This window comes from Millisia brevis NBRC 105863 (assembly GCF_001552615.1).
Taxonomy (GTDB): Bacteria; Actinomycetota; Actinomycetes; order Mycobacteriales; family Mycobacteriaceae; genus Millisia; species Millisia brevis.
Genome location: NZ_BCRN01000014.1, coordinates 106,070 through 130,582, shown reverse-complemented (window position 1 = coordinate 130,582; position 24,513 = coordinate 106,070). Strand labels below are relative to the sequence as shown.

At 69.8% G+C, this 24,513-nt stretch carries 18 protein-coding genes and 1 pseudogene; 4 read left to right on the top strand and 15 right to left on the bottom strand.

Going from position 1 to position 24,513, the window contains the following annotated elements:
- Positions 1–107: 107 nt before the first annotated feature.
- The 14 genes and pseudogenes from recQ to MB1_RS18540 all read right to left on the bottom strand — a co-directional run bounded on the left by recQ (position 108) and on the right by MB1_RS18540 (position 20,058).
- Positions 108–2,213 (bottom strand): DNA helicase RecQ, encoded by a 2,106-nt coding sequence (gene recQ / locus MB1_RS18605; RefSeq protein WP_218000273.1) that lies wholly within the window; start codon positions 2,211–2,213, stop codon positions 108–110.
- 278 nt (positions 2,214–2,491) lie between these two features.
- Positions 2,492–5,152, bottom strand: a pseudogene (secA, locus tag MB1_RS18600) (preprotein translocase subunit SecA); the annotation flags it as partial.
- 345 nt (positions 5,153–5,497) lie between these two features.
- Positions 5,498–6,172 (bottom strand): ribosome hibernation-promoting factor, HPF/YfiA family, encoded by a 675-nt coding sequence (hpf, locus tag MB1_RS18595; RefSeq protein ID WP_066910802.1) that lies wholly within the window; start codon positions 6,170–6,172, stop codon positions 5,498–5,500.
- A 173-nt stretch (positions 6,173–6,345) separates the two neighbouring features.
- Positions 6,346–7,134: a ComF family protein gene (locus MB1_RS18590; RefSeq protein ID WP_066910799.1), complete on the bottom strand. Its 789-nt coding sequence runs from the start codon at positions 7,132–7,134 to the stop codon at positions 6,346–6,348.
- A 3-nt stretch (positions 7,135–7,137) separates the two neighbouring features.
- Positions 7,138–8,916 (bottom strand): MtrAB system accessory lipoprotein LpqB, encoded by a 1,779-nt coding sequence (lpqB, locus tag MB1_RS18585; protein ID WP_066910796.1) that lies wholly within the window; start codon positions 8,914–8,916, stop codon positions 7,138–7,140.
- Complete coding sequence (gene mtrB / locus MB1_RS18580; protein ID WP_439646957.1) at positions 8,913–10,904, bottom strand: MtrAB system histidine kinase MtrB; 1,992 nt, start codon at positions 10,902–10,904, stop codon at positions 8,913–8,915. Before mtrB ends, lpqB begins: the two co-directional genes overlap by 4 nt.
- On the bottom strand, positions 10,901–11,578 hold the full coding sequence (mtrA, locus tag MB1_RS18575; protein ID WP_066910793.1) for an MtrAB system response regulator MtrA: 678 nt from the start codon (positions 11,576–11,578) through the stop codon (positions 10,901–10,903). The genes mtrB and mtrA overlap by 4 nt, the downstream gene beginning before the upstream one ends.
- Before the next feature lie 4 nt (positions 11,579–11,582).
- Complete coding sequence (locus tag MB1_RS18570) at positions 11,583–12,242, bottom strand: dTMP kinase (RefSeq protein ID WP_084352182.1); 660 nt, start codon at positions 12,240–12,242, stop codon at positions 11,583–11,585.
- Positions 12,243–12,374: 132 nt separating this feature from the next.
- Complete coding sequence (gene ahcY / locus MB1_RS18565) at positions 12,375–13,880, bottom strand: adenosylhomocysteinase (protein WP_066910790.1); 1,506 nt, start codon at positions 13,878–13,880, stop codon at positions 12,375–12,377.
- A 160-nt stretch (positions 13,881–14,040) separates the two neighbouring features.
- Positions 14,041–15,144: an alkane 1-monooxygenase gene (locus MB1_RS18560; protein ID WP_084352180.1), complete on the bottom strand. Its 1,104-nt coding sequence runs from the start codon at positions 15,142–15,144 to the stop codon at positions 14,041–14,043.
- 500 nt (positions 15,145–15,644) lie between these two features.
- Positions 15,645–16,964, bottom strand: a complete 1,320-nt coding sequence (manA, locus tag MB1_RS18555) for a mannose-6-phosphate isomerase, class I (protein WP_066910787.1) — start codon at positions 16,962–16,964, stop codon at positions 15,645–15,647.
- A 3-nt stretch (positions 16,965–16,967) separates the two neighbouring features.
- On the bottom strand, positions 16,968–18,032 hold the full coding sequence (locus tag MB1_RS18550; protein WP_066910784.1) for a hypothetical protein: 1,065 nt from the start codon (positions 18,030–18,032) through the stop codon (positions 16,968–16,970).
- Positions 18,033–18,107: 75 nt separating this feature from the next.
- Complete coding sequence (locus tag MB1_RS18545) at positions 18,108–19,478, bottom strand: phosphomannomutase/phosphoglucomutase (RefSeq protein ID WP_066910943.1); 1,371 nt, start codon at positions 19,476–19,478, stop codon at positions 18,108–18,110.
- A gap of 187 nt (positions 19,479–19,665) precedes the next feature.
- Positions 19,666–20,058 (bottom strand): DUF3499 domain-containing protein, encoded by a 393-nt coding sequence (locus MB1_RS18540; protein ID WP_066910781.1) that lies wholly within the window; start codon positions 20,056–20,058, stop codon positions 19,666–19,668.
- A 96-nt stretch (positions 20,059–20,154) separates the two neighbouring features.
- On the opposite strand from MB1_RS18540, the gene MB1_RS18535 reads away from it, so the two are divergent.
- A complete protein-coding gene (locus MB1_RS18535; protein ID WP_066910940.1) occupies positions 20,155–20,643 on the top strand; it encodes a metallopeptidase family protein in 489 nt (162 codons plus the stop codon).
- 224 nt (positions 20,644–20,867) lie between these two features.
- Here the strand turns inward: MB1_RS18535 and MB1_RS18530 are convergent, their stop codons facing one another.
- A complete protein-coding gene (locus MB1_RS18530; protein WP_084352143.1) occupies positions 20,868–21,203 on the bottom strand; it encodes a WhiB family transcriptional regulator in 336 nt (111 codons plus the stop codon).
- Between the two features lie 416 nt (positions 21,204–21,619).
- Here MB1_RS18530 and cofD point away from each other — a divergent pair, with 416 nt between their 5' ends.
- From cofD to MB1_RS18515, 3 genes are read left to right on the top strand one after another with little or no spacing between them, the layout of a single operon-like run.
- Entirely contained in the window at positions 21,620–22,582 is a 963-nt protein-coding gene (gene cofD, locus MB1_RS26625; protein ID WP_066910778.1) for a 2-phospho-L-lactate transferase, read from the top strand.
- Positions 22,579–23,910, top strand: a complete 1,332-nt coding sequence (locus MB1_RS18520; RefSeq protein ID WP_066910775.1) for a coenzyme F420-0:L-glutamate ligase — start codon at positions 22,579–22,581, stop codon at positions 23,908–23,910. The genes cofD and MB1_RS18520 overlap by 4 nt, the downstream gene beginning before the upstream one ends.
- A complete protein-coding gene (locus MB1_RS18515) occupies positions 23,907–24,452 on the top strand; it encodes an NUDIX domain-containing protein (RefSeq protein ID WP_066910772.1) in 546 nt (181 codons plus the stop codon). Before MB1_RS18520 ends, MB1_RS18515 begins: the two co-directional genes overlap by 4 nt.
- The last annotated feature ends 61 nt before the right edge of the window (positions 24,453–24,513 follow it).

Genomic DNA, 24,513 nt, shown 5'->3' with positions numbered 1-24,513 from the left:
CACCGACGCCGGATCACCGCGGGCGGACCACCACCGACGCCGGATCACCTCCGGCACCGGATCACGACGACCGCCGGATCACGAGCGCCGGGTTCGGCCGAACGTCGCTAGTAGTCCTCCGGGAAGCCGGGGTCCGCGTAGTCGTCGGGCGGTTCCCGGTCGAAGAACCCCGGGTCGTCATCGTCCCGCCCGCCGAACTGCCCCGTTCCGGGGTCCTGCGCGCGGGTCCTGCGCACACCGGCACGCCGCCCGCCGCCACGCTGCCCACGGGACCCCTGCGCACGGCTGTCCCGCACGCCCTCGTCCCGCGCACCGTCCTCGGGAGCACCGTCCTCGGGAGCACCGTCGCCCTGCTCGCCGTCCTCCCGGGCAACGACGGCGAGCACCGCGGCGCCGTAGCTGTCCAGCTTCTTGGCGCCGACCCCGGAGATCGCCGACATCGCGTCGAGCGTCCGGGGACGATCGGCCGCGATCGCACGCAGCGTCGCGTCGGAGAAGACCACATAGGGCGGGACGGCCTGCTCCTTGGCGACGCCGGTCCGCCACCGCCGCAACCGTTCGAACAGGTCGGCGTCCTGCTGCGGCACCGACGCCGCGGCCTTCGAGCCGCCGGACCCGCGGCTGCGCCGCGTCGGGACCGGATCGTGGCGAAGCCGCACCTCCCGCCGACCGCGCAATACGTCGCCGCTGGCCTCGGTGAGCGTCAGGACCCCGTAATCCCCACGCGCGGCGAGCAATCCGGCCGCCAGCAGCTGCCGGACGACCCCGCGCCAGCGCGCGGCGTCCATCTCACCGCCGATGCCGAAGGTCGACAGGCTCGCGTATCCCCCGCTGCGGACGCGTTCGGTCTCGTTGCCGAGCAGGATGTCGATCACCTGTCCGGCGCCGACCTTGCGGCCCTTCTCCCGGTCCAGCCGGACGACGGTCGAGAGGATTTTCTGGGCGGGGATCGTGCCGTCGACGGTCTCCGGAGGGGTGCGGCAGGTATCGCAATTGCCGCAGGGCTCGATGGCCTCACCGAAGTAGTCGAGCAGGCGCACCCGTCGGCAGTCGACGGTCTCGCAGAGCGCGAGCATCGCGTCCAGGTGCAGCTGCAATTGCCGCCGATGGGTCTGGTCGCCCTGCGACTGTTCGATCATCCGCCGCTGCTGGATGACGTCCTGCAGTCCGTAGGCCATCCAGGCGGTCGACGGGGCCCCGTCGCGGCCGGCGCGGCCGGTCTCCTGGTAGTACCCCTCGACGCTGCGCGGCAGGTCGAGGTGCGCGACGAAGCGTACGTCGGGCTTGTCGATGCCCATGCCGAAGGCGATCGTGGCGACCATGACGATGCCGTCCTCGCGCAGGAATCGGCTCTGGTTCTGGGCGCGCTCCCGGACATCCATCCCGGCGTGATAGGGCAGGGCGTCGATTCCGTTGGCCCGCAACTGTTGTGCCGTCTTGTCGACCGAGGCGCGCGAGAGGCAGTAGACGATGCCCGCGTTGCCGGCCTGCTCGGTGCGCAGGAACGACAGCAACTGCTTGACCGCGCCGTCCTTCGGTTCGATCCGGTACTCGATATTCGGCCGGTCGAAACTCGATACGAAGCGTCGGGCGTCGGCGAGGCCGAGCCGTTCGACGATCTCCTCGCGGGTACGCCGAGTAGCGGTGGCGGTCAAGGCGATACGCGGAACATCCGGACGCCGCTCCCCCAGCACCGATAGCCGCAGGTATTCGGGCCGGAAGTCGTGGCCCCACTGGGAGACGCAGTGCGCCTCGTCGATCGCGAAGAGCGCCAACGGAATCTCGTCGAGCAGGTCGAGAGTTCCCGGGGCGGTGAGTCGTTCGGGCGCGAGGTAGAGCAGATCGATCCGCCCCGCCCGCAGCTCCGAAACGACCAGCGAGCGTTCGTCGGGGGTCTGGGAGGAATTGAGATAGGCGGCGCGCACACCGACGGCGGCCAGCGCGTCGACCTGGTCCTGCATCAGCGCGATCAGCGGCGAGATCACCACGCCGGTACCCGGCCGCACCAGGGCCGGGATCTGGTAGCACAGCGACTTGCCGCCGCCGGTCGGCATCAGCACCACCGCATCGCCGCCGTCGATCACATGCTCGACGATGTCCGCCTGCACCCCCCGGAAACCGTCGTATCCGAAGGTGGTGCGCAGGACCTCGATCGCCGCCGGGGCGCTTGCCCCGGGCGCGATCGACGGCCCGGGGCTCGCCCCGGGGGTCACCGCCCCTTACCGCGCGAGGCCTTGGCCGCCTTGCGGGCCGCTTCACGACGCTGCCGACGGGTGCCGCCGGCCACAGCGGCATCGACCTTCGGGATCGCTCCGGTCCGACGGACCACGCCCGAGCCGTCCTCGGACGGTCCGGTGAAGGTCAACTGCTCCTCGTCGTCGTCCACGTCGGTCGCCGACTCCTCGGCCCGAGTCGCCGCACCGTTGCCCGCTGCACCGTTGCCCGCGGAGCCGTTGGCCGCCGCGGCGGCGCCGCCGGTGCGGGTCCCCGGTCCCTCGGCGCGCAGCGCGGCCGGCGCGAGATCGGCCGGCGGGGTCTTCGCGACCGCCACCCTCGTCGGGCCGGGACGGGAGGTCGTCGGGGCGGCCGCCCGTGCCGCGATGCCACCGCCGCGGGCCGCCGTCGCGGCGCTGGCCGCGGTGACGTTGACCCGGGTCGCGGCCGCCTGCTGAGCGGCCTGCTGGGCCAAGCGATCGACCGGGAAGTTGAACAGCTGGCTGACCGACTGCTCCCGCACCCCGTCGAGCATCCCGGAGAACATGTCGTAGCCCTCGCGCTGGTACTCGACCACCGGGTCGCGCTGCGCCATTCCCCGCAGGCCGATACCGGCGCGCAGGTAGTCCATCTCGTAGAGGTGCTCGCGCCACCGCTCGTCGAGGACCTGTAGCAGGATGCCGCGCTCGAGCTTGCGGATGCCGTCCTCGCCGATCACCGCGTTGACCGCCTCGCTGCGCTTGGCGTACTGATCGCGCGCATCGGTCAACAGCGTGTCGAGCAGGTCGTCGCGGGAGATGTCGTTGTGCTCGCCGGTCGAGTCGTAGAGGTACTCGTCCAGGTCGACCGACACCGGGTACAGGGTGCGCAGGGCCGACCACAGCTGGGCGAGATCCCAGTCCTCGACGTAGCCGTCGGCGGTCGCGCCGTCGACGTAGGCGGTGATCACGTCGGTGATCATCTCCTCGACCTGACCCTCCATGTTCTCGCCGCGCAGGATCCGCTTGCGCTCGTCGTAGATGACGCGGCGCTGCTGGTTCATTACCTCGTCGTACTTGAGGACGTCCTTGCGCTGCTCGAAGTTGAGCTGCTCGACCTGCGTCTGCGCGCTCTTGACCGCCTTGGAGACCATCTTGGCCTCGATGGGCATGTCATCGGGCATGTTCAGGCGGTTCATGATCGAGTTGACCCACGGGCCGTTGAAGCGGCGCATCAACTCGTCGCCGAGCGAGAGGTAGAAGCGCGACTCGCCCGGGTCACCCTGACGGCCGGCGCGACCGCGCAGCTGGTTGTCGATGCGGCGCGAGTCGTGGCGCTCGGTACCCAGCACGTAGAGGCCGCCGGCATCGCGCACCAGGTCGGCCTCCTCGGCGACCTGCTTCTTCAGGTCGGCGATCGTCGAGTTCCACGCCTCCTGGTACTCGTCCGGCGTCTCGACCGGGTCGAGCCCCTTCTCCCGCAGTTCGGCGTCCGCGAGGATGTCCGGGTTGCCACCGAGCACGATGTCGGTACCGCGGCCGGCCATATTGGTCGCGACCGTCACCGCTCCGAGGCGCCCGGCCTCGGCGATGATCGTCGCCTCCTGCTCGTGGAACTTCGCGTTGAGGACCTGGTGGGCGATACCGCGCTTGGTCAGCTGCTTCGACAGGTATTCCGAGCGCTCGACGCTGGTGGTACCGATCAGCACCGGCTGCTTCTTGTCATTGCGTTCGACGATGTCGTCGATGACCGCGTTGAACTTGGCTTCCTCGGTCTTGTAGATCAGGTCGCCCTGATCGGTACGGACCATCGGGCGGTTCGTCGGGATCGGCAGCACGCCGAGCTTGTAGATCTGGTGCAGCTCGGCGGCCTCGGTCTCGGCCGTGCCGGTCATCCCGGAGAGCTTGTCGTAGAGACGGAAGTAGTTCTGCAGGGTGATCGTGGCGCGGGTCTGGCTCTCCGCCTTGATCTCGACGCCTTCCTTGGCCTCGATCGCCTGGTGGATGCCCTCGTTGTACCGACGACCCGACAGCACGCGGCCGGTGAACTCGTCGACGATGATGACCTCACCGTTGCGGACGATGTAGTCCTTGTCCCGGTGGAAGAGTTCCTTGGCTTTGATCGAGTTGTTCAGGTAGCTGACCAGCGCCGAGTTCGCGGCCTCGTAGAGGTTGTCGATACCGAGCTGATCCTCGACCAGCTCGACACCCGCGTCGTGCACGCCGATGGTGCGCTTCTTCGGGTCGACCTCGTAGTGCACATCCGGCTTCAGCAGCGGAGCGATCCGCGCGAACTCGGAGTACCACTCGATCGAGGTATCGACCGGTCCGGAGATGATCAGCGGGGTCCGCGCCTCGTCGATGAGGATCGAGTCGACCTCGTCGACGATCGCGAAGCTGTGTCCGCGCTGGACCAAATCGTCCAGGCTGTGCGCCATATTGTCGCGCAGGTAGTCGAAGCCGAACTCGTTGTTGGTGCCGTAGGTGATGTCGGCGGCGTAGCCGGCGCGACGCTCGGCGGAGTTGAGGCCCGAGAGGATCACGCCGACGTCCAGCCCGAGGAAGCGGTGGACGCGGCCCATCCACTCCGCGTCGCGCTTGGCGAGGTAGTCGTTGACGGTGACGACGTGCACGCCCTCACCGGACAGCGCGTTGAGGTAGGCCGGCAGCACACAGGTCAGGGTCTTGCCCTCACCGGTCTTCATCTCGGCGATATTGCCCAGATGCAGCGCCGCGCCGCCCATGACCTGTACGTCGAAGTGACGCTGACCCAGGACGCGGCGGGAGGCCTCGCGGGCGACGGCAAAGGCCTCGCCGAGCAGGTCGTCGAGGGACTCGCCGTTGTCGAGCCGCTCGCGGAAGATGGCGGTCTGGGCCTGCAGCTCCTCGTCGCCGAGATCCCGGTAATCCTCCTCCAGCGAGGAGACGTGGTCGGCGATGTGACCGAGCCGTTTGACCATCCGGCCCTCACCGACGCGGAGGAGTTTGGAAAACGACAGCGACGCCACTGGCTCTACTCGTCCTTACTGTGGTCTGTTCCGGTCGCCCCACGTGGAGCGGCCGTACGGGCCCGGGCGGTGACGAGGAACTCGGGAATGCCGGTCCTTCGGACCCCGCGCGGTGCCGGCACACGAGGGACCGGCTCATCCCATGGTAGGCGTTGCCGACAAAGCGTCGGGGAACCGGTGCGATCGCGGGGTGCCGATCCGTGCGATCGGACACCCCGCGACCATCGCGGACAGGGCTTCGAGAGGACCGGTCGGGGTATCACCGCGACCGGTTCCCCTCGGGTCGGACCGGTCGGGTCAGACCAGGGTGATCAAGCCGTAGTCGAAGGCATGCCGGCGATACACCACGGCGGGTACGCCGCGTTCCTTGTCGTGGAAGAGGAAGAAATCGTGACCGACGAGCTCCATCTGGTAGAGGGCGTCGTCGACCGTCATCGGGATCGCGGAGTGCTCCTTGGTGCGCACCACCTGACCCGGACCGTCCTCGGCGGTCTGCTCGTATCGCTCGCTGACCTCGGTCAGGGCGAAGTCGTCGGCGTCGCCGGTGGGCTCGGCCAGCGGAGCGGTGGCCTCCGCCACCGACGTCGGGCGCTTGTCACCGTGACTGACCCGGCGGCGCTCCTTGGAACGGCGCAGCCGCGTTTCGAGCTTGGTGACCGCCGCTTCCAGTGCGGCGTAGAAGTTCTCGGCAACCGCTTCGGCGCGAACGACCGGTCCCTTGCGCCTGGCGGTGATCTCCACGCGCTGGCAGTTCTTGGCCTGGCGCCGGTTGCGCTCGTGGTACAGCTCGACGTTTATCAGATGAATCGCCGAGTCGAAGCGCTCCACGCGGCCGAGGCGCTCGTTGACATGAACTCGAAAGTGGTCGGGAATGGACACGTTGCGTCCGGTTACCACCACTTCGACCGTGGCGAGCGGACGTTCCTCCGTTCCGTCGTCCACAAAGATCGAACGCTCGGGGGCTGCAGTCATCGGTACCTCCGTTGAATCCTCTTCGGTGCCCGATCATTCGGGCACGTGCGCGAATACGACAGGCGCCGAGCGACACAATCGCCGCACCCGACGCCCCAGATGTATGAGCAACACCTCCTGGCAACATCCGCTCGTGCGGGTGGTCTCTCGACGTTAGTCGTTGCCGGGCCCGCTTACCAGCGTGTCGGGCGAATTGACCGTTCGGGGTCGACGCGGCGGCGCGCGCCGGAGGCCACCACGAGCACCGCGCCGACCGGAAGATTCGAATCATGCAGGAGTGCAACCGATTCCGATGCCGTCGCGCCGGTCGTCAGGACATCGTCGATCAGCACGATCGTCGGGTCCATCCCGGGAGCGCGCTGCCGGCTCCAGTCGATCGCCCGCCGCGCCTCCCGCGCGCGAATCCGCAGACGGCCGGCGAGGTTGGCGCGCCGCTGCGCCGCGGTCAAGCCGACGGAATCGTGCGCACCGCGATCGAGCGACAGGATCGGCGCGACCGCGACCGATGCACCGCCGCGGCCGACCCGGTGACGCGGCGGACGGCCCAGCTCGGCGGCGACCGCCCGGCAGATCGCCACCACCGGATCGCCGCCGCGTCGTCGGGCGGCCACCGCGCGGGTCGGCGCGGGGACGATCAGCAGGGGTCCCGCGAGATCCTCGTCGAGGTCACCGGCGACGCGCAGCCGCCCGATCGCGCCGGCGAGAGCGGATCCGACCGGGCGGCAGAGGTCACGACGGCCATGCTCCTTGATCGCCAGAACCGTCGCCCGGCGCCCCTCGCTGTAGTCGCCGAGCGCCCAGCAGGGCACGCCGGGGTCGACCCGCGGGGCCAGCCGGATCGGCCCGGCCTCGAGATGTCCGCGGCATCGCGGGCAGAGCGGGGTACCCGGCATGCGGCACCCTCCGCAGGTGCGGGGCAGCACGAGGTCGAGCAGGGCGAGCACCGGATCGGCCGCCCCCACCGGTCAGCCCGGCAGGACGGGGACGACGGCGCCGCCGACGAGGCCGGGTACCTGGAACCACATGCGCTCGGTGGCGGGCAGGGTCAGATCGAGGCTGAACACCGTCCGCGAGTCCGCGACGTAGATGCGGCTGGGCGACGCTTCGATGGTGACCAGCGGGGTCGCCAGGCTCAGGCTGGGCAGCGCGTCGACCCCGGACCCGTCGATCGCCGCCTGGACCACCGGGACCTCACCGGTCGCCCGGGCGATCACCACCGAGCTCGCGCCCGCCCAGTCGACCGAGATCGCGTCGCTGCCGTAGCCGACCGCGGCGGGGCGCGGATCGCGCAGCACGTAGCGGCCCCCCGGCCCGGCCGAGACCAGCGCGATATAGGCCGCGCCGTTGACGATCAGCGCCGCCCGCACCCCGTCGCGCGAGAGCCGCAGTTCGGTGATCGGACCGCCGAGCGCGGTGATCGCCGCAGCCTCGACGTCGGCGACCGTCACCTCTCCGGTGTCCCGGTTCGCGACCGCGCGGATCACCCGCTCGGAGTCGATCACCGCCCACACCGCGTCGCCGTCCGGCTGCCAGGTGGGCCGCCCGATCGAGGTGCCCTGGGCGACGGTCAACGCGTCGTTGCCGCCGTAGGAACCGATCACCAGGACGTCGACCGGCGTTGCGCCGGCCTGCCCGGTATCCCAGACGCCGGCGACCAGACTCCCGTCGCGGGAGAGCGCGGCGGAGGTCAGGTTGCTGCCGTCCGCACCGAAGTAGCCGCCGACGCGGGTGACGGTGCCCGATTCGTCGACCGTGGCGAGGGCCCCGTTGACCAGGGCGTGCAGGCCGACGTTCGGGCCGGTGCTCGCCCCGGGATCGAAGCTTGCGACATCCTCGGTGGTCCAGCCGGCTTCCCGCTGCGGGTCGATCGGCGCGCCGTTGACGTCGAGTTGGTAGGGCCCGGCGATATCCGCGCGCGCCAACGTCCAGATCACCTGGGCGGCGAAGCGGGTGCGGGCCTGCTCATCGAGGGATTCCAGGCCGCCGAAGTTGAGCCGAACCCCGCCGAAGCCGACCCCGACCGGTCCCTCGGTGCCGTCGGCCTTGACCGGATCGGCGAGCAGCGTCACACCGGTCGGCGGACGGGAGACCGACGGCGCCAGGGTGGTATTCGGCCCCTCGAGCAGCAGGTCGATCATGCGGCGCACGGTCTGCTCGGGCGGCGCGTTGATCCAGCGCGGATCGGGGACCAACTGGCGGCCCAAGGTGTCGAAGAAGTAGATCGACTTGCTCTGATAGGCGCTGCGGAACTGCGCGCGCTCGAGGATCGTCCCGTCCGGCACCGAATCGACGCGCCATTCCCCGTCGACCCGCGTCAGGGTGATCGTCGCCTGGAACTGGCCGTTCTCGGACTGGTATCGACCACCGGCCGCCAACGACCCGACCTGATTGGCCCGGATCGTGTACGAGGCATCGGTCGTGGTGCGCGAATCCTCGACGACCTCGACCTTGTCGACGATCGAGGTGGCGGCGGTGTCGTCCCAGTCCGCCGAGGCGTCCGGGGTCAGGAAGGCGCGGGCCGCCGCATGCGAGTCGACCGGGTCGATCCCCGCCTGCAGGAAGTCCCGCACGAGGGAATCGGGATCCTGACCGGGCTCCGGGTACGGCACAACCGGGCGGGGGTGCTCATTCGCCAGGGTGCCCAACGCCTGGGGCGTCGAGGAGCTGGGCAGCCGCGCACAACCGGCCGCGAGCAGCAGTACCGCGACCAGCGCCAGCACCCGACCGGCCGGACCGACCGTCACGGCGCCCGCTCCGCGGACGTCGCGGCGTCCTCGCCCGCCGCCGTCACCTCCGCGGCCGTCCGGTCGGACTCCCTCACATCGGCGGCCTTCGGGTCCGCCGCCGTCCCGTCGGACGCCGCGACATCCGGGGCCGCCACGTCCGAGCGGCCGTTGCTCGGGACCGCCTGGAGCACCACCGCGGTCGACGGGCTCCGCTCGGTATCGATATCTGCGGCAGTGCCGGAGTCGAGGTCCGGGTCTGCTCCGGCAGTCGGCTCGGGCCGAGCGGCGCCGTCGGATCCCGAGGTGTCGACGATCGCCAGGTCGGCGGCGCGCGCGGACGCGTCGGCGGGCAGCTCGTCGGAGAAGGTATCCACCATCCCGACGGGCAGACGCCGCTTGGTCGGGCTCAGCGGCAGTGGGCTGCTGGTCACCCGGCGTCCACGCATCCGCGGCAGGGTCAGCCGGAAGCAGGCACCGGAACCGATCTCGCCCCAGGCCTCGAGACGACCGTTGTGCAGCCGCGCGTCCTCCAGGCTGATCGCCAGGCCCAGGCCGGTACCGCCGGAGCGGCGCACCCGGGAGGGATCCGACCGCCAGAAACGGTTGAAGACGAGCTTGTCCTCGCCGGGGCGCAGGCCGACGCCCTGGTCGCGCACGATGATCGCGAGCGCCTGGTCGTCGGCGCGCATCCGGATCAGCACCGGCTTGCCCTCGCCGTGGTCGATCGCGTTGGCGAGCAGGTTGCGCAGGATCCGCTCGACACGACGCGGATCGACCTGGGCGATCACCTCGTCGTCGGGGAGATCGACGATCAGTTCCGTACCGCTGTCCTTCGCCAGGTGCCGCACCGTCGACAGCGCCGCCCGCACGCAGGCCCGCACGTCGAGCTGCTCGACCGACAGTTCCGCGACGCCGGCGTCGTGTCGGCTGATCTCGAGAAGATCGCCGAGCAACGTTTCGAAGCGGTCGAGTTCGGCGACCAACAACTCCGAGGCCCGCCGCAGGGTCGGGTCGAGTTCGTCGGAGGAATCGTGAATCAGGTCGGCGGCCATCCGCACCGTCGTGAGCGGGGTGCGCAGTTCGTGGGAGACGTCGGAGGTGAACTGTCGTTGCAGATTGCCGAAGTCCTCGAGCTGGGAGATCTGCCGCGAGAGGCTCTCGGCCATCTCGTTGAACGACATCGCCAGGCGGGCCATATCGTCCTCGCCGCGTACCGCCATCCGTTCGCGCAGCCGCCCGTCGGCGAAGCGCACCGCGATCCGCGAGGCCGACCGGATCGGCAGCACCACCTGCCGCGCCACCAGCAGCGAGATCGCCGCCAGCAGCACCAACAGCACGGCGCCGCCGATCAGCAGCGTGCCGCGCACCAGCGAGAGGGTCTGCTCCTCACCGGCGAGCGGGAAGACCAGGTAGAGCTCGAGGGTCGACGGATCGACCCCGGTGGTCGGGCTGCCGACGATCAGCACCCGCCCGGGATTGCCGTTGGCGTCGGTGACGGTGGCGAACTGGTAGCTGACCTGCCCGGCCTGGATATAGGCCCGCAGCTGGTCGGGGATCTGCTCGGCCGGGCCGCTGGTCACCTGGGCGCGCGGACCGTCGGCGGGCACGATCAACACCGGGTCGAAGGTGCCGGCAGCGGTCGACTCGTCGGTGCCGTTGCTGGTCTCCCGGTTGGTCAGCGCCGATCGGGCCAACTGGATCCGGTTCGCCAGGGTCGCCGCGTTCTCGGCGCCCGCCAGCTGCGAGTCGACCGTATTGCGGGCACGGCCGAGCTCCTCGGTGGCGGCGTCGATCTTCGACTCGGTCAGCCGGTCGGTGATCTGACTGGTCAGCACCATGCCGAGGATCGAGATCACGATCAACGACAGGCTCAGCGTCGAGACGACAACCCGCAACTGCAGCGACTGCCGCCAGGTGCGTGCGGCCGTCGCGCTCAGCGCACGCGACCACTGTCCGATCGGTGCGTAGAGGCTCGCCAGCCGACGTCGTAGGCGAAGGGGGCTCACGGGGGTCCGGCTTTGTACCCGACCCCTCTGACGGTCAGCACGACTTCGGGATTCTCGGGATCCTTCTCCACCTTCGCGCGCAGGCGCTGGACGTGGACGTTGACCAGGCGGGTGTCGGCGGCGTGCCGGTAGCCCCAGACCTGTTCGAGCAGGACCTCACGGGTGAACACCTGCCGCGGCTTGCGGGCCAGCGCGACCAGCAGGTCGAATTCGAGCGGGGTCAGCGGCACCGGGACGCCCGAGCGGGTCACCTTGTGCGCGGGCACATCGATCGCGACGTCGCCGATCGACAGCAGCTCCGCCGGCTCCTCCTCGTTGCGACGCAGCCGGGCGCGCACCCGCGCCACGAGCTCCTTCGGCTTGAAGGGCTTCATGATGTAGTCGTCGGCACCCGATTCGAGGCCGAGGACCACGTCGACGGTGTCGGTCTTGGCCGTCAGCATCACGATCGGGACCCCGGAGTCCGCGCGCAGCACGCGGCAGACGTCGATCCCGTTCATGCCGGGCAACATCAGATCGAGCAGGACCAGGTCCGGTCGCGTCTCGCGAGCGGCGGCCAGCGCCTGGGTGCCGTCGCCGACCACGTACGGCTCGAAGCCTTCGCCACGCAGCACGATCGTGAGCATCTCGGCCAGCGCCGCGTCATCATCGACTACCAGTATCCGGGGCTTCATGGGGTTATCGTGTCATCTCCGTGTCGAGGGTCTGTACAGGGAGTAGCTCGGTGGCGAGTTGTGGGACGTCCGGATCGGCGCCCACGAGACGCCACGGGGAGAGCCAGGAGCGCCGGGCCAAGTCGCGGTAGACCTCCGCCGTGCGCTCCTGAAGGTCGAGATCGCGCTCGTACGCATCGCGGGCCCGACCGGCGTCCTCGTTCGATCGCTTCTGCACCCGGCGGGCCGCCTCGTCGATCGAGATGTCGAGCAGGATCTGGATATCGGGCACCGGCAGCGCGAATCGCCCGAGTTCGAGCCGTTCGATCCAGCGCACCGCGGACCCGTCGGCGGACTCGTGCAACCGGGCCGCGGTGAAGGCCGCATTCGATGCGACGTAGCGATCGAGCAGAACGACCTCGTGTTCGGCGCGCAGCCGCCGCAGATCGGTGGCCGCGGCCGCCCGGTCGAGCGCGAAGAGCACCGCCATCGCCTCCGGGCTGTCGGCGAGCCCGCCGTGGTCACCGGTGAGCGCCTCGGCCGCGAGATCGGCGGTGGTCGACTCCCCGTAGCGCGGGAACGCGACCCGCGCGACGCGGACGCCCGCCTGCTCCCAGATGCGGGTGAGGGCACGCGTCAGCGTCTGCTTGCCGACACCGTCGACTCCCTCGACGGCGACGAGCACTCCTTCACCCATCGTCCACTCCCCTGCGTCGACCGCGGCCTCGGCCGGGCCGACGGCGACGCCGCGTCCCGGAACACGGACCTTACGCCCGTGCCCCGGTGCCGCGGCGACCGCCATCCGACCGCGTGCGTCTCAGTACCGGTAGTGCTCGGGCTTGTACGGGCCCTCGACATCGACGTTGATGTACTCGGCCTGCTCCTTGGTCAGCTTGGTCAGCTCACCGCCGAGCGCCTGCACGTGGATGCGCGCGACCTTTTCGTCGAGCACCTTGGGAAGCCGGTAGACCTCGTTGTCGTACTCGTCGGGCTTGGTCCACAACTCGATCTGGGCGATCACCTGGTTCGAGAAGCTGTTGCTCATCACGAACGAGGGGTGCCCGGTGGCATTGCCGAGATTGAGCAGTCGCCCCTCGGACAACACGATGATCGAGTGGCCGTCGTCGAAGAAGAACTGGTCGACCTGCGGCTTGATCTCCTGGCGGGTGACCTTCGTCGAGCGGTCGAGGGCCGCCATGTCGATCTCGTTGTCGAAATGGCCGATATTGCCCAGGATCGCCTGGTCCTTCATCCGCGCCATGTGCTCGAAGGTGATGACGTCCTTGTTGCCGGTCGCGGTGATCACGATGTCGGCCGAGCCGATCGCCTCCTCGACCGTCCGCACGTCGAACCCGTCCATCAGCGCCTGCAGGGCGTTGATCGGATCGATCTCGGAGACCGTCACCCGCGCGCCCTGGCCGGCCAGCGCTTCGGCGCAGCCCTTGCCGACGTCGCCGTAGCCGCAGACGAGCACCTTCTTGCCGCCGATCAGCACGTCGGTACCGCGGTTGATGCCGTCGAGCAGCGAGTGGCGGGTGCCGTACTTGTTGTCGAACTTGCTCTTGGTGACCGAGTCGTTGACGTTGATCGCCGGAAACGCCAGCTCGCCGGCGGCGGCGAACTGGTAGAGCCGCAGCACACCGGTGGTCGTCTCCTCGGTGACGCCGCGCACCGACTCGGCGACCGCGGTCCACTTGCCGGGATGCTCCTCGAGGCTCTGCCGCAGCAGGGTCAGGAAGACGATGTACTCGTGCGAGTCCTCGTCCTCGTCGACCGGGGGAACGACACCGGCCTTCTCGAACTGGGCGCCGCGCAGCACCAGCATCGTGGCGTCACCGCCGTCGTCGAGGATCATGTTCGCCGGGCGCGGCGTGCCGTCCTCGGCGTCGGGCCAGCTCAGCGCGCGATCGGCGGCCCACCAGTACTCCTCGAGGGATTCGCCCTTCCAAGCGAAGACCGGCACACCGCGCGGATCGTCGACCGAACCGGTCGGTCCGACCACCACCGCGGCGGCGGCGTGGTCCTGCGTGGAGAAGATGTTGCAGGACGCCCAGCGAACCTCGGCGCCGAGGCTGACCAGCGTCTCGATCAGCACGGCGGTCTGCACCGTCATATGCAGCGACCCGGTGATCCGGGCACCCGCGAGCGGCTGGATCTCCGCGTATTCGCGGCGCAACGCCATCAGTCCGGGCATCTCGTGCTCGGCGAGGCGAATCTCGCGGCGGCCGAAGTCCGCCAGCGACAGGTCGGCGACCTCGTAGTCGAGGCGGCCACCGGACGCGGAATCCCTACCACCCTGCGTCACGGACTCGCTCTGTGTCACGGACTCTGACCTCCAGTCGTTCGTACGGTATCGAGGCGATCGATGTCGAAGCGATCGCTGTCGAACAGATCGGTGTCGATTCGATCGAGCCCGCACCGTCGCAGCGCGCGAAGGCGGCGACGGTATCGGACCGACAGCCAGGCTAGCGGGTGGCCCCGACCTACCGGTCGACGCCGTAGCGGGCGATCAACCGTCGCCGCTTGTGCGGGGCCAGATTGAGGTCCTCGATGCGGCCGTCGACGTGGTCGAGCAGCCGGTGATCCATCACCCGGCGCCACAGCGGCGGGAACAACGCCGCGACGACCATGGTCGCGTAGCCGTACGGCAGCTGCGGCGCTTCCTTCCAGGAGCGCAGCGTCTGGTACCGCCGCCCCGGGTAGGCGTGATGGTCGCTGTGCCGCTGCAGGTGGTACAGGAAGATGTTGGTGACCAGCCGGTCGCTGTTCCAACTGTGGGCGGGCCGGATCGACTCGTAGCGCCCCTTGTCGTCCCGCTTGCGCAGCAACCCGTAGTGCTCGACGTAGTTGACCGCCTCGAGCAGCATGATCCCGACGACCGCCTGAATGAGGATCAGCGGCAGGATGCCCCAACCGAAGAAGGCGATCAGCCCGGCGAAGATCAGCAGACTGAACATCCAGGCCTGCAGGATGTGATTGCGCGGGCTCCACCACTTGCGGCCCGCCAACGCGAGCCGACGGGTTTCGAGGATCCAGCCCGAGCGCATCGAACCGGCGACCGTGCGCGGGAAGAACCGGTAGATCGTCTCGCCCATGCGCGCGCTCGCCGGATCCTCCGGGGTCGCGACTCGGACGTGATGTCCACGGTTGTGCTCGACGTAGAAGTGGCCGTAGAAGGTCTGCGCCAGGGCGATCTTGGCCAGCCAGCCCTCGAGGGTGTCCGACCGATGGCCGATCTCGTGGGCGGCGTTGATCGAAATGCCGGCGACCAGGCCGAGCGATATCGCCTGACCGAGCTTGTCGATCGGCGAGAGCGTGCCGTAGGTCCACAGCCAGCACACCACCCACAGGCTGATGTACTGCACCGGAATGAACAGGTACGTCAGCCACCGGTAGTAGTGGTCGTTCTGCAGCGTCTCGATCGCCTCGTCCGGCGGGTTGTTGCCGTCCTCGCCGACCAGCCCGTCGACCACCGGGATCAGGATGAAGAAGATCATCGGACCGGTCCACCAGAAGATGGACAATCCGGTCTGCATCACCAGTTGCGAGGGCAGCAGCGCGCTGGCCGGCGCCAGGATGCCCAGCATCCACAGATACCGTTTGGCATCCGGTCGAACCCGACGTCCGACCGAGGCGATCGGTCCCTCGGACCGGCGGGAGCGGGGGTTTTCGGCCTGCTGGGGTGCGCGGGCGGTCGTTGTCGGTACATCCTCCGATGCCGGCGAAGCCATCGGCCTCCTTCCACGACGTACGTATGCATCGACCGGACCCAGCCTGCTCCCCCGAATACAGACTTGCGGGCTCGTACTGTGAAAGGTACAAATACCGGCCATTCCGAGCGGACACTACACCTGCCGGTCTCCGAAAAGGACTGCTCCGACCGTGTCGAAATCGGACCACAATGTCCATACTGGAGTCACATCCATGGTGGTCGAGCCACGTTTCCGCGGGTCGCAACGGGTGCATCACACTCCGCGGCGACCGTACCCCATCGACACGCTGTGATCGAAACTGCTCGCCGTTAAAGGTGTGACCGGACTACCACAGCAAGATTGATGTGACCCGGAATTCCATACACTTCCGGAAGTCAGCCCGCAGCCGCGACGTACAGGCAGGTCGGTTCTGCGGTCTGGGCGGCCGAGGCCACCACCACGTCCCCGGCGTCGAGCCAGGCGGCTCCCCCACGCGGGACCTCGAGTTCGGCGTCCCCGGAGCGCAGCAGACCGCGGCCCGCCGTGCAGAGCACGATCTGCGGACGTCCGACCGGCAACGCGACATCCGCCCCGACGGGCACCCGTCCCCCGGCCTCCCCGGTCCCCCCGACCTTGCCGACCTCACCGACCTCACCGGCCTTGCCGACCTCACCGACCTCAGCGGTCATCGCCGGGTCGAAGACGATCGCGCCCAGCCGAAACTCGGACGCCGGGGTATCGAACCAGGCGGGCGCCGGCCCCTCCGGCACCAGCGCCGAGGCGTCGATCGGACGGAAGTCGAGGACGCGCAGCAGTTCGGGGACGTCGACGTGTTTCGGGGTGAGGCCGCCGCGCAGCACGTTGTCGGAGTTGGCCATGATCTCCACGCCGACGCCCGAGAGGTAGGCGTGCAGGTTGCCCGCGTCGAGGAACATCCCTTCCCCCGGCTGCAGGACCACCCGATTGAGCAGTGTCGCGGCCAGCACCCCCTGGTCGCCGGGATAGGCGGCGCCGAGTTCGACGATCGTCGCCGCCTCGCGCGCGAACGGTACCGCCGCGCCCGCCGCGACGTGGCGCTCGCACCCGTCGAGCAGGGCGGGCAGCAGCTCGCGCAGCCGCGCCTGCGGCAGGGTGATCCACGAGGTGAACAGCATGCGCAGGCCGTGCTCGTCCGGTTGGCGGCCGAGCATGTCCACATAGGGCGCCATCTCGTCGACGGCGAGGGCGGAGAGGAAGTCGAGCGTGCGCGCCGGGTCGCGGAAGCCGGCGAGCGCGTGGAATTCGCCGATCGCCACGATCAGCTCGGGCTTGTGGCTGTCGTCCTTGTAGTTGCGCACCGGGGAATCGAGCGGGATGCCGCGGGAGTTGTCCGCGGCGAAGCCCTGAGCCGCCTGCAGGGCGCTCGGATGGGCCTGCAACGACAGCGGTTCGGCGGCGGCCAGCAGCTTCAGCAGGAAGGGCAACCGGTTGTGGAAGGTCCCGGCGGTCGACGCGCCGAGGCAGCCGACCGGGTCGGAGTCGATGACCGCCAGCAGCGAACGTTCCTTGGGATCACCGGACTCCGGGCGCACCAACATCGCCGGATCGGCGGGGTGCGCGCCATACCAGATCTCCGCTTCGGGGTGCTCGGTCGGTGTCGTCCGCCCCTGTAGGTCGGCCAGGTCGGTGCGCGAGCCCCAGGCGTACGCCCGGACGGCACCTTCGAGCAGATCCACGCGTCAGCCTCCGGTCAGCCGCAGATAGGCGGCGGCCATGTCGAATCGTTCGGCGATCAGCAGTGCTCGCTGCAGGGGCAGGTCGACCGCGTCGTCGACGGCGACCAGATCGGGCTCGCCGAGGGATGCGGCGCGGCGCCGCAGCAGGTGCGGGTCACCGGTGGTGTCGATCAGAATCAGTCGATCCGCCTCGGTCGGCAGCGGACCGTCGAGTTCCTCGTCGTGGAAGAGCGCGTCGACATCGGACAGCGCTCCGGTCGAGCCGATCGCGCGATGCTCGTGCACCGCCGCGAGGACCTCGGGCAGTTCCGCGGACGCACCGGCGATTCCGGTGGCCGACAGGATGACCGCGCAGCCGTGTCCGGCGACCTCGATCGCGGCCGGATCGCCGCCGACGAGCACGAAGCGGCGATTGGCCAGCCGGGCGGCCAGCTGCTTGGCGGGATTGACCGTCACGTCGGCCGAAGGCTGCCCGGACAGCGCCTCGGCGTCGAGCGCGTCGGCGGTGCGAGCGAGCAGGTCGATATCGACCGGTCCGGCATCCAGGACCGCGAGGACCCCCAGGATCGCCGCGACGTGGCCGATCATCCGATTGCGGGGCGCGACCGGGATGCGCGGCGGCAACTCGAGCGCCCGACCGGCGCCGGCATCGCGCAGCGGGCCGTCCAGCGGGGCCACCACCACGACCTCCGCGCCGCGGCGCACCGCGGCGTGGATCGATTCGGCGGCCAGCGGATCGCCCGGGTCGTCGCCTGCGACGACGACCACATCGAGCGGTCCGACCCGCGCCGGCGTGGCCCGCACCCTCGAGAGCGGATAGCGCGACGCCGCACCGACGGTCGCCTCGACCAGGGCCATCGCTCGCGAGGCGGCGGCGCCGGAGTCGACGAAGGTGATCGCGCGCGGTTGCATACCCCGCAGCCGCCCGAGCACGCCCTCCTCGATGGCGGTGGAGACCGCCCGCACCTGGGCACCCGCCATCGCCGCCGAACGCAGCGCGCCGGCGCGATCGACCGCGAGCAGCCCGTCGGTGTCGTCGAGATCGGGACGCGGAACCGGAACCGTCATCAGTCTCCGCGCTCCTCTCGGTGGTCCCGTCCCGCCGGAATTGCGGACCCGCACACGCCAACCACGGGTACCACCCTATCGACGGATGATGCCGAGCACCTCGTCCACGATCGCGGCGACCGCGGTGTCGTCGGCCGCCTCGACGTTGAGCCGCAGCAGCGGTTCGGTATTGGACGGGCGCAGATTGAACCAGGCGCCGGAGTCGAGCGTCACGGTGTGGCCGTCGAGGGTGTCGACATCGACGGTCCGATCGGCGAACGCCGCGAGGACCGCGTCGACCGCGGCCTTCTGGTCGGTGACCGTCGAGTTGATCTCCCCCGATGCGGCGTAGCGCACGTAGCCGTTGGTCAGCTCCGAGAGCGTCCCGTCGGTCTGCTCGAGCGCGGACAGCACGTGCAGGGCGGCGACCATGCCGGAGTCGGCGCCCCAGAAGTCGCGGAAGTAGTAGTGGGCGGAGTGTTCACCGCCGAAGACGGCCCCCGACTCGGCCATCGCCTGCTTGATGTAGGAGTGGCCGACCCGGGTGCGCAGCGGCTTGCCGCCCTGTTCGGTCACCAACTCCGGGACCGCGCGCGAGGTGATCAGGTTGTGGATGATCGTCGATCCGGGATGTCGGGCGAGTTCGCGATCGGCGACCAGCGAGGTGATCGTCGACGGCGACACCGCGGCGCCGGTCTCGTCGACGACGAAGCAGCGGTCCGCGTCGCCGTCGAAGGCCAGCCCGATGTCGGCCTTGGTCTCGACCACCAGGCGCTGCAGATCGACCAGATTCTTCGGGTCGAGCGGATTGGCCTCGTGGTTCGGGAAGGTGCCATCGAGCTCGAAGTAGAGCGGCCGTAGGTCGATCGGCAGCGTCGCGAAGACGGCGGGCACCGTGTGTCCGGCCATGCCGTTGCCGGCGTCGACCGCGACGGTCAGCCGGCGGCGGGTCGGCACCCCGACCAGGTCGCGCACGAACGTGGCGTAGTCGTCGAGCAGGTCGATCGTCTCGACGGTGCCCACCGGTCCGGCCGGCGCCTCGACCCCATCGATCAGCGCCTGCCGGATGGCGGCGAGACCGGTCTGCGTGCCGACGGGCTTCGCGCCCGCCCGGCACAGCTTGATGCCGTTGTAGGCGGCCGGATTGTGGCTCGCGGTGAACATCGCGCCCGGGCAGTCGAGCCGGCCCGACGCGAAGTAGAGCTCGTCGGTCGAGGCGAGGCCGATCGCGGTGACGTCGCTGCCGGTGGCGGTGACGCCCTCGGCGAAGGCGGCGGCGAGTTCCGGCGAGGAACCGCGCATGTCGTGACCGATCACGACCCGACGCGGCGCCCCCTCGGCGGCCATCAGACGGGCGAATGCGGTTCCGACGTCCCGGACGAACCCGGCGTCGATCTGCTCACCGACGATGCCGCGCACGTCGTAGGCCTTGACGACCGCGTCGATGGCTTCAGCGGTTCGAGGCACGGACACGTGGCCCTCCCTGCATGATTGGCGTCGCTCCGATCACGGTGGATCGAGGATGACGACGCGGATGAGAACGTCGATCGATGTCGACGAGCCGGGTCCCCCACCCGGGTGCGCACGACGATACCCACACCGCCGCGATCCCGGGCACCGGAGTGCCGGAGCCGACTCTCGTTCGGCGCTGCCGCTAATGGCTGGGGTCGGGCAGGACCCGCAGGTGTCCGCGCCGCCCGGTGCGGTGGGTGCTCACGATGCCCGGCGAGGAGTCGGAATCGCTCTCGACGACCACGGTCGCCGGCGCCCGCTCGCCCTTGCCGGCGTCGCGGACCGCTTCCGCCAGCGCGGTCAGATCCGCGTCGTCGGGGCCGGGACTGTCGAAGGCGGCTTGGTAACGAACCATCTCCCACCCCTTCGGGGCGGTGATGCGCGTGCCGTGTACGTCGCACAGGTCCCAGGAATGCGGCTCGTCGACGGTGGCGAGCGGTCCGACCACGGCCGTCGATTCCGAGTACACGTACGTCAGGGTCGCCACCGCCGGCCTGCTGCATCCGGGGCGACTGCACGCGCGGGGAGATCTCACGCTCCCGACCCTAGCGCTCGTCGGCCGTTCGACTCGGCAGGGACACACCGACGGTCGGCCGCCGGGCGCCGCGGGATGTCGGTATCCTGGGCCGTCATGGGTGGCAGGTCTCGACACGGCTCACGCAGCGCAGGTCGGCGGGGTCGCGGGATGCGCGGCCCCGTCATACCCACGTCCGTGCCCGCGTACCGCACGCGCGCGCAGCGTTTCGATCAGCTGGCCGTCGACGCGTTCGCGCGGATCGACAACCAGTGGCACGAGCGGCTCACCGCGCTCGACATCGCCGTCGACGAGGTGCCGCCGATCAAGTCGGTGGGACCGGACCTTCCGGTATGGGCCGATGATGTGGTGACCGAGGGGGCGATCCCGCTGTCCCGCCTGGTTCCGGCCGGGGTCGATGCTCGGGGCGAGCCCACCCGCGCGCGGATCGTGCTGTTTCGGCGGCCGCTGGAGCGCCGCGCCCGGCAGCCCGAGATGTTGATGGAGCTGATTCACGAGGTTCTGGTGGCGCAGGTCGCGTCCTACCTGGGAGTCGATCCGGAGGTCATCGACCCCGAGTTGATCGATCCGCCGGACGGCGCCTGATCGCCCCTGCCCGATCGCACCTGCCGGGTTTCCCTTCCGGCCGATGCGGCCGGCGGGACCGCTTGCCGGGACCACCGTCGACGCAAACCGCGCCGGACGCCAAATCAGTGCAGACACGAACGTCAGTGCGGACACGAACGGCGCCGGGGCGGCGGTCGACCCGCCCCCGACGCCGTCCGAATGCCGTCGATCCCCCTGCGGCCCGATGACCGTCGCGGGACGCGTCAGATGATGCCGCGCTTGAGGCGGCGACGCTCTCGCTCGGAGAGGCCACCCCAGATACCGAAACGCTCGTCGTTGGCGAGGGCGTACTCCAGGCACTCGTCCTTGACCTCGCAACCGAGGCAGATACGTTTCGCCTCGCGGGTGGAACCACCCTTCTCCGGGAAAAACGCCTCGGGGTCGGTCTGAGCGCACAATGCGCGCTCCTGCCATTCTTCCTCGGCACCGTCGAAGAGATAGTCGAAATCATCGACCGGGCGTAACTGCCGCACCTGATCCACCTCGGGATCGGCCTCGTCCCCCGTCGGTTCGAGGTCCTGCGACGAATGGTTCTCCATCACCGGCTTCGCCTCCTCGCCTGTTGTGTCACAACATGTTTCACCGACCCGATGCCACCGAACCCGGAAACCCTCAGCACCTTCGGCTCATCGACACCGCGAACGGAATTCCCGATGTTTGCCCCGAACCGACGTACAGGTTTTCAGCGTTCGAACATATATTCGACGGACGAATTACCACCCGAGAGCGTCGCCGAACGAATATCGAATGACACGCCTGTGATTAGACACGCAGCGGCGGTACGGCGTCAAGCCGGAGGAGGGGTCGTCCAGTATTGCGCCTCGCCTCCCCGGCGCGTCGCAGCGACACGCCGCGTGTCGGGGAGGCGACACGCGCGCGTCGGCACCGCGACGCCCCGGCCGGCGCGGTCGGCCCCGCCTGCGCCCGCCGCCGGCCGGCTCCTAGGCTCGAGGACGTGAAGGTAACCGTTCTGGTCGGCGGGGTCGGCGGCGCTCGATTCCTGCTCGGCATGCGCGCTGCGCTCGGGCCCGACGACACGATCACGGCGGTGGTCAACGTCGGCGACGACGTCTGGATGCACGGACTGCGCATCTGCCCGGATCTCGATACGTGCATGTACACCCTCGGCGACGGGATCGACACCGAAAAGGGCTGGGGGCGCCGCGACGAGACCTGGTCGGTCAAGGAGGAGCTCGCCGGTTACGGGGTCGACCCGGACTGGTTCGGCCTCGGCGACCGCGACGTCGCCACCCACCTGGTCCGCAGCCGCATGCTGCGCGCCGGTTATCCGCTCTCGCAGGTCACCGAGGCGCTCTGCGCCCGATGGCAGCCGGGCGTGTCCCTGATCCCGGTGACCGACGACCGGTCGGAGACCCACGTGGTGGTCGACCCGGGCGACGCGGAGGGCAAGCGGGCGATCCACTTCCAGGAGTGGTGGGTCCGGTACCGGGCCGGCATCCCGACCGAATCGTTCATCCACGTCGGCGCGGAGCAGGCGACGCCCGCCCCCGGCGTGCTCGACGCGATCACCGGCGCGGACGCCGTCGTGCTGGCGCCGTCGAATCCGGTGGTCAGCATCGGCGCGATCCTCGCCGTACCCGGTATCCGCGGCGCCCTTCGCACGACATCGGCAGGCGTCGTAGGGATTTCGCCGATCATCGGCGGCAAGCATCTGCGCGGCATGGCCGACGAATGCCTGCAGGTGATCGGCGTGGAGACCTCCGCTCGGGCGGTCGGCGACTGGTACGGCTCCCGCAAGGAAGCCGGCCTGCTCGACGCGTGGATGGTGCACACCGGCGACGGATACCGCTCGGAGCCCCTCGACGTCGTCGAACGGCCCCTGCTGATGACCGACGTCGACACGACCGCCCGGATGGCCCGCGACGCGCTCGAGGCGGCCGGGGTGAGCCTGCCGTGAGCACCGCGGACGCCCTGACCGTCCTGCCGATCGACGGGTTGCCGGAGGTGACCGCCGGGACCGACCTGGTCGGTGCGCTGCTGGCGACCGGGGTCGACCTGCGCGACGGCGATGTACTGGTCGTCACCAGCAAGGTGATCTCCAAGGCCGAGGGCCGACTGGTCGACGTACCGGCGGGGGTCGACCGCGACGCCTTCCGCCGCGATCTCGTCGAACGGGAAGCGCGTTCGGTTGTCGCGCGCCGCGGGAACACCATGATCACCCGCAGCCGCCTCGGCGTGGTCGCCGCGGCGTCCGGGATCGACGCCTCCAACGTCGGCGCCGGGCAGTTGGCTCTGCTGCCGGTCGACCCGGACGGCAGTGCGCAGACCCTGCGCAAGGAGATCGCCGACCGCCTCGGCGTCCGCGTTGCGGTGGTGATCACCGACACGATGGGACGTGCGTGGCGCGTCGGCCAGACCGACGCCGCCCTGGGGGCGGCAGGCCTGACGGTGCTCAAACCCTATGCGGGCCAGACCGACCCGCACGGGAACGTGCTGGAGGTGACCAATACCGCGATCGCCGACGAGATCGCGGCCGCCGCGGATCTGGTCAAGGGCAAGACCACCGGTCGTCCGATGGCTATCGTGCGCGGCCTGCCGATCGTCGACGACGGCAGCCGCGCGGCCGACCTGCTGCGCACCGAGGACGAGGACATGTTCCGTCTCGGCGCCGACGAGGCCTTCGCCGCCGGCCTGCGCGCGGCGGTCCCCCACCGTCGGTCGGTGCGCGACTTCGCCGACGAGCCGGTCGATCCGGCCGTCCTGCGCGCGGCGATCGCCGATGCGTGGACCGCCCCGGCCCCGCATCACTCGCATCCGATCCGATTCGTCTGGGTGCGCACCCGCGAGGTGCGCGAACGACTGTTGACCGCGATGCGTTCGGCCTGGCGCAACGATCTGTCGGAGGACGGCTTCACCGACGAGATGATCACCCGGCGCCTGTCCCGCGGCGATATTCTCTGGCGCGCACCGGAACTGATCCTGCCGTTCCTGGTCACCGATGCGGGCGCACACGACTATCCGGACGAGCGGCGGCGAGCGAACGAGCGCACGATGTTCACCGTCGCCGGCGGGGCCGCGGTGCAGAGTCTGCTGATCGCCCTGGCGGCCAGGGATCTGGGCAGCCTGTGGGTCGGCTCGACGATCTTCGCGGCCGACGTGGTGCGCACCGAATTGGACCTCGGGCCGACCTGGCAACCGCTCGGCGCGGTCGCGGTCGGCCATCCCGCGCAGGCCGTCGGCCCGCGACCGGCCGGTGATCCGGGCGAGGCGGTGATCGAGCGATGAGCTTCGCCACCCTGCACGACTCCGCGGTCGCCGCCGTCGCAGACCTGCCCGAGTCGACCGATGCGGTGGAATTGTCCCTGCGCCAGGCGATCTCCGCCTATCTGGTGGCGCAGCCGCTCGCCTGCGCGCGGGCGAACGTGCCCGGCCATGTCACCGCCTCGACCATGATCTTCGACCACACCCGCTCGCGGGTACTGCTGACGCTGCATCCGCGCCTGGGCCGGTGGGTACAGCTCGGGGGACATTGCGAGCCCGAGGATGTCGACGTCGCGGCCGCCGCGGCCCGCGAGGCCAGAGAGGAATCCGGGATCGCGGACCTCACCGTCGAGCCACGGGCGTTGGCGCTGCGCGTCTTCGCGCTGACCTGCTCGCTGGGCGTGCCGACCCGGCATATCGATCTCTACTTCCGGGCGATCGCGCCGGCCGATGCGATCATCGAGCGCAGCGACGAGTCGATCGACCTGAAGTGGTGGCCCATCGACGATCTGCCCGATTCGTCGGGCTTCGGCGCATTGGTGGAGTACATCGCGGCTATTCCCTGATCGCCGGACGTTTTCTACCGGCGAAACCGGGGTGACGGCCGGCCGGCGGTATGCCAGGCTT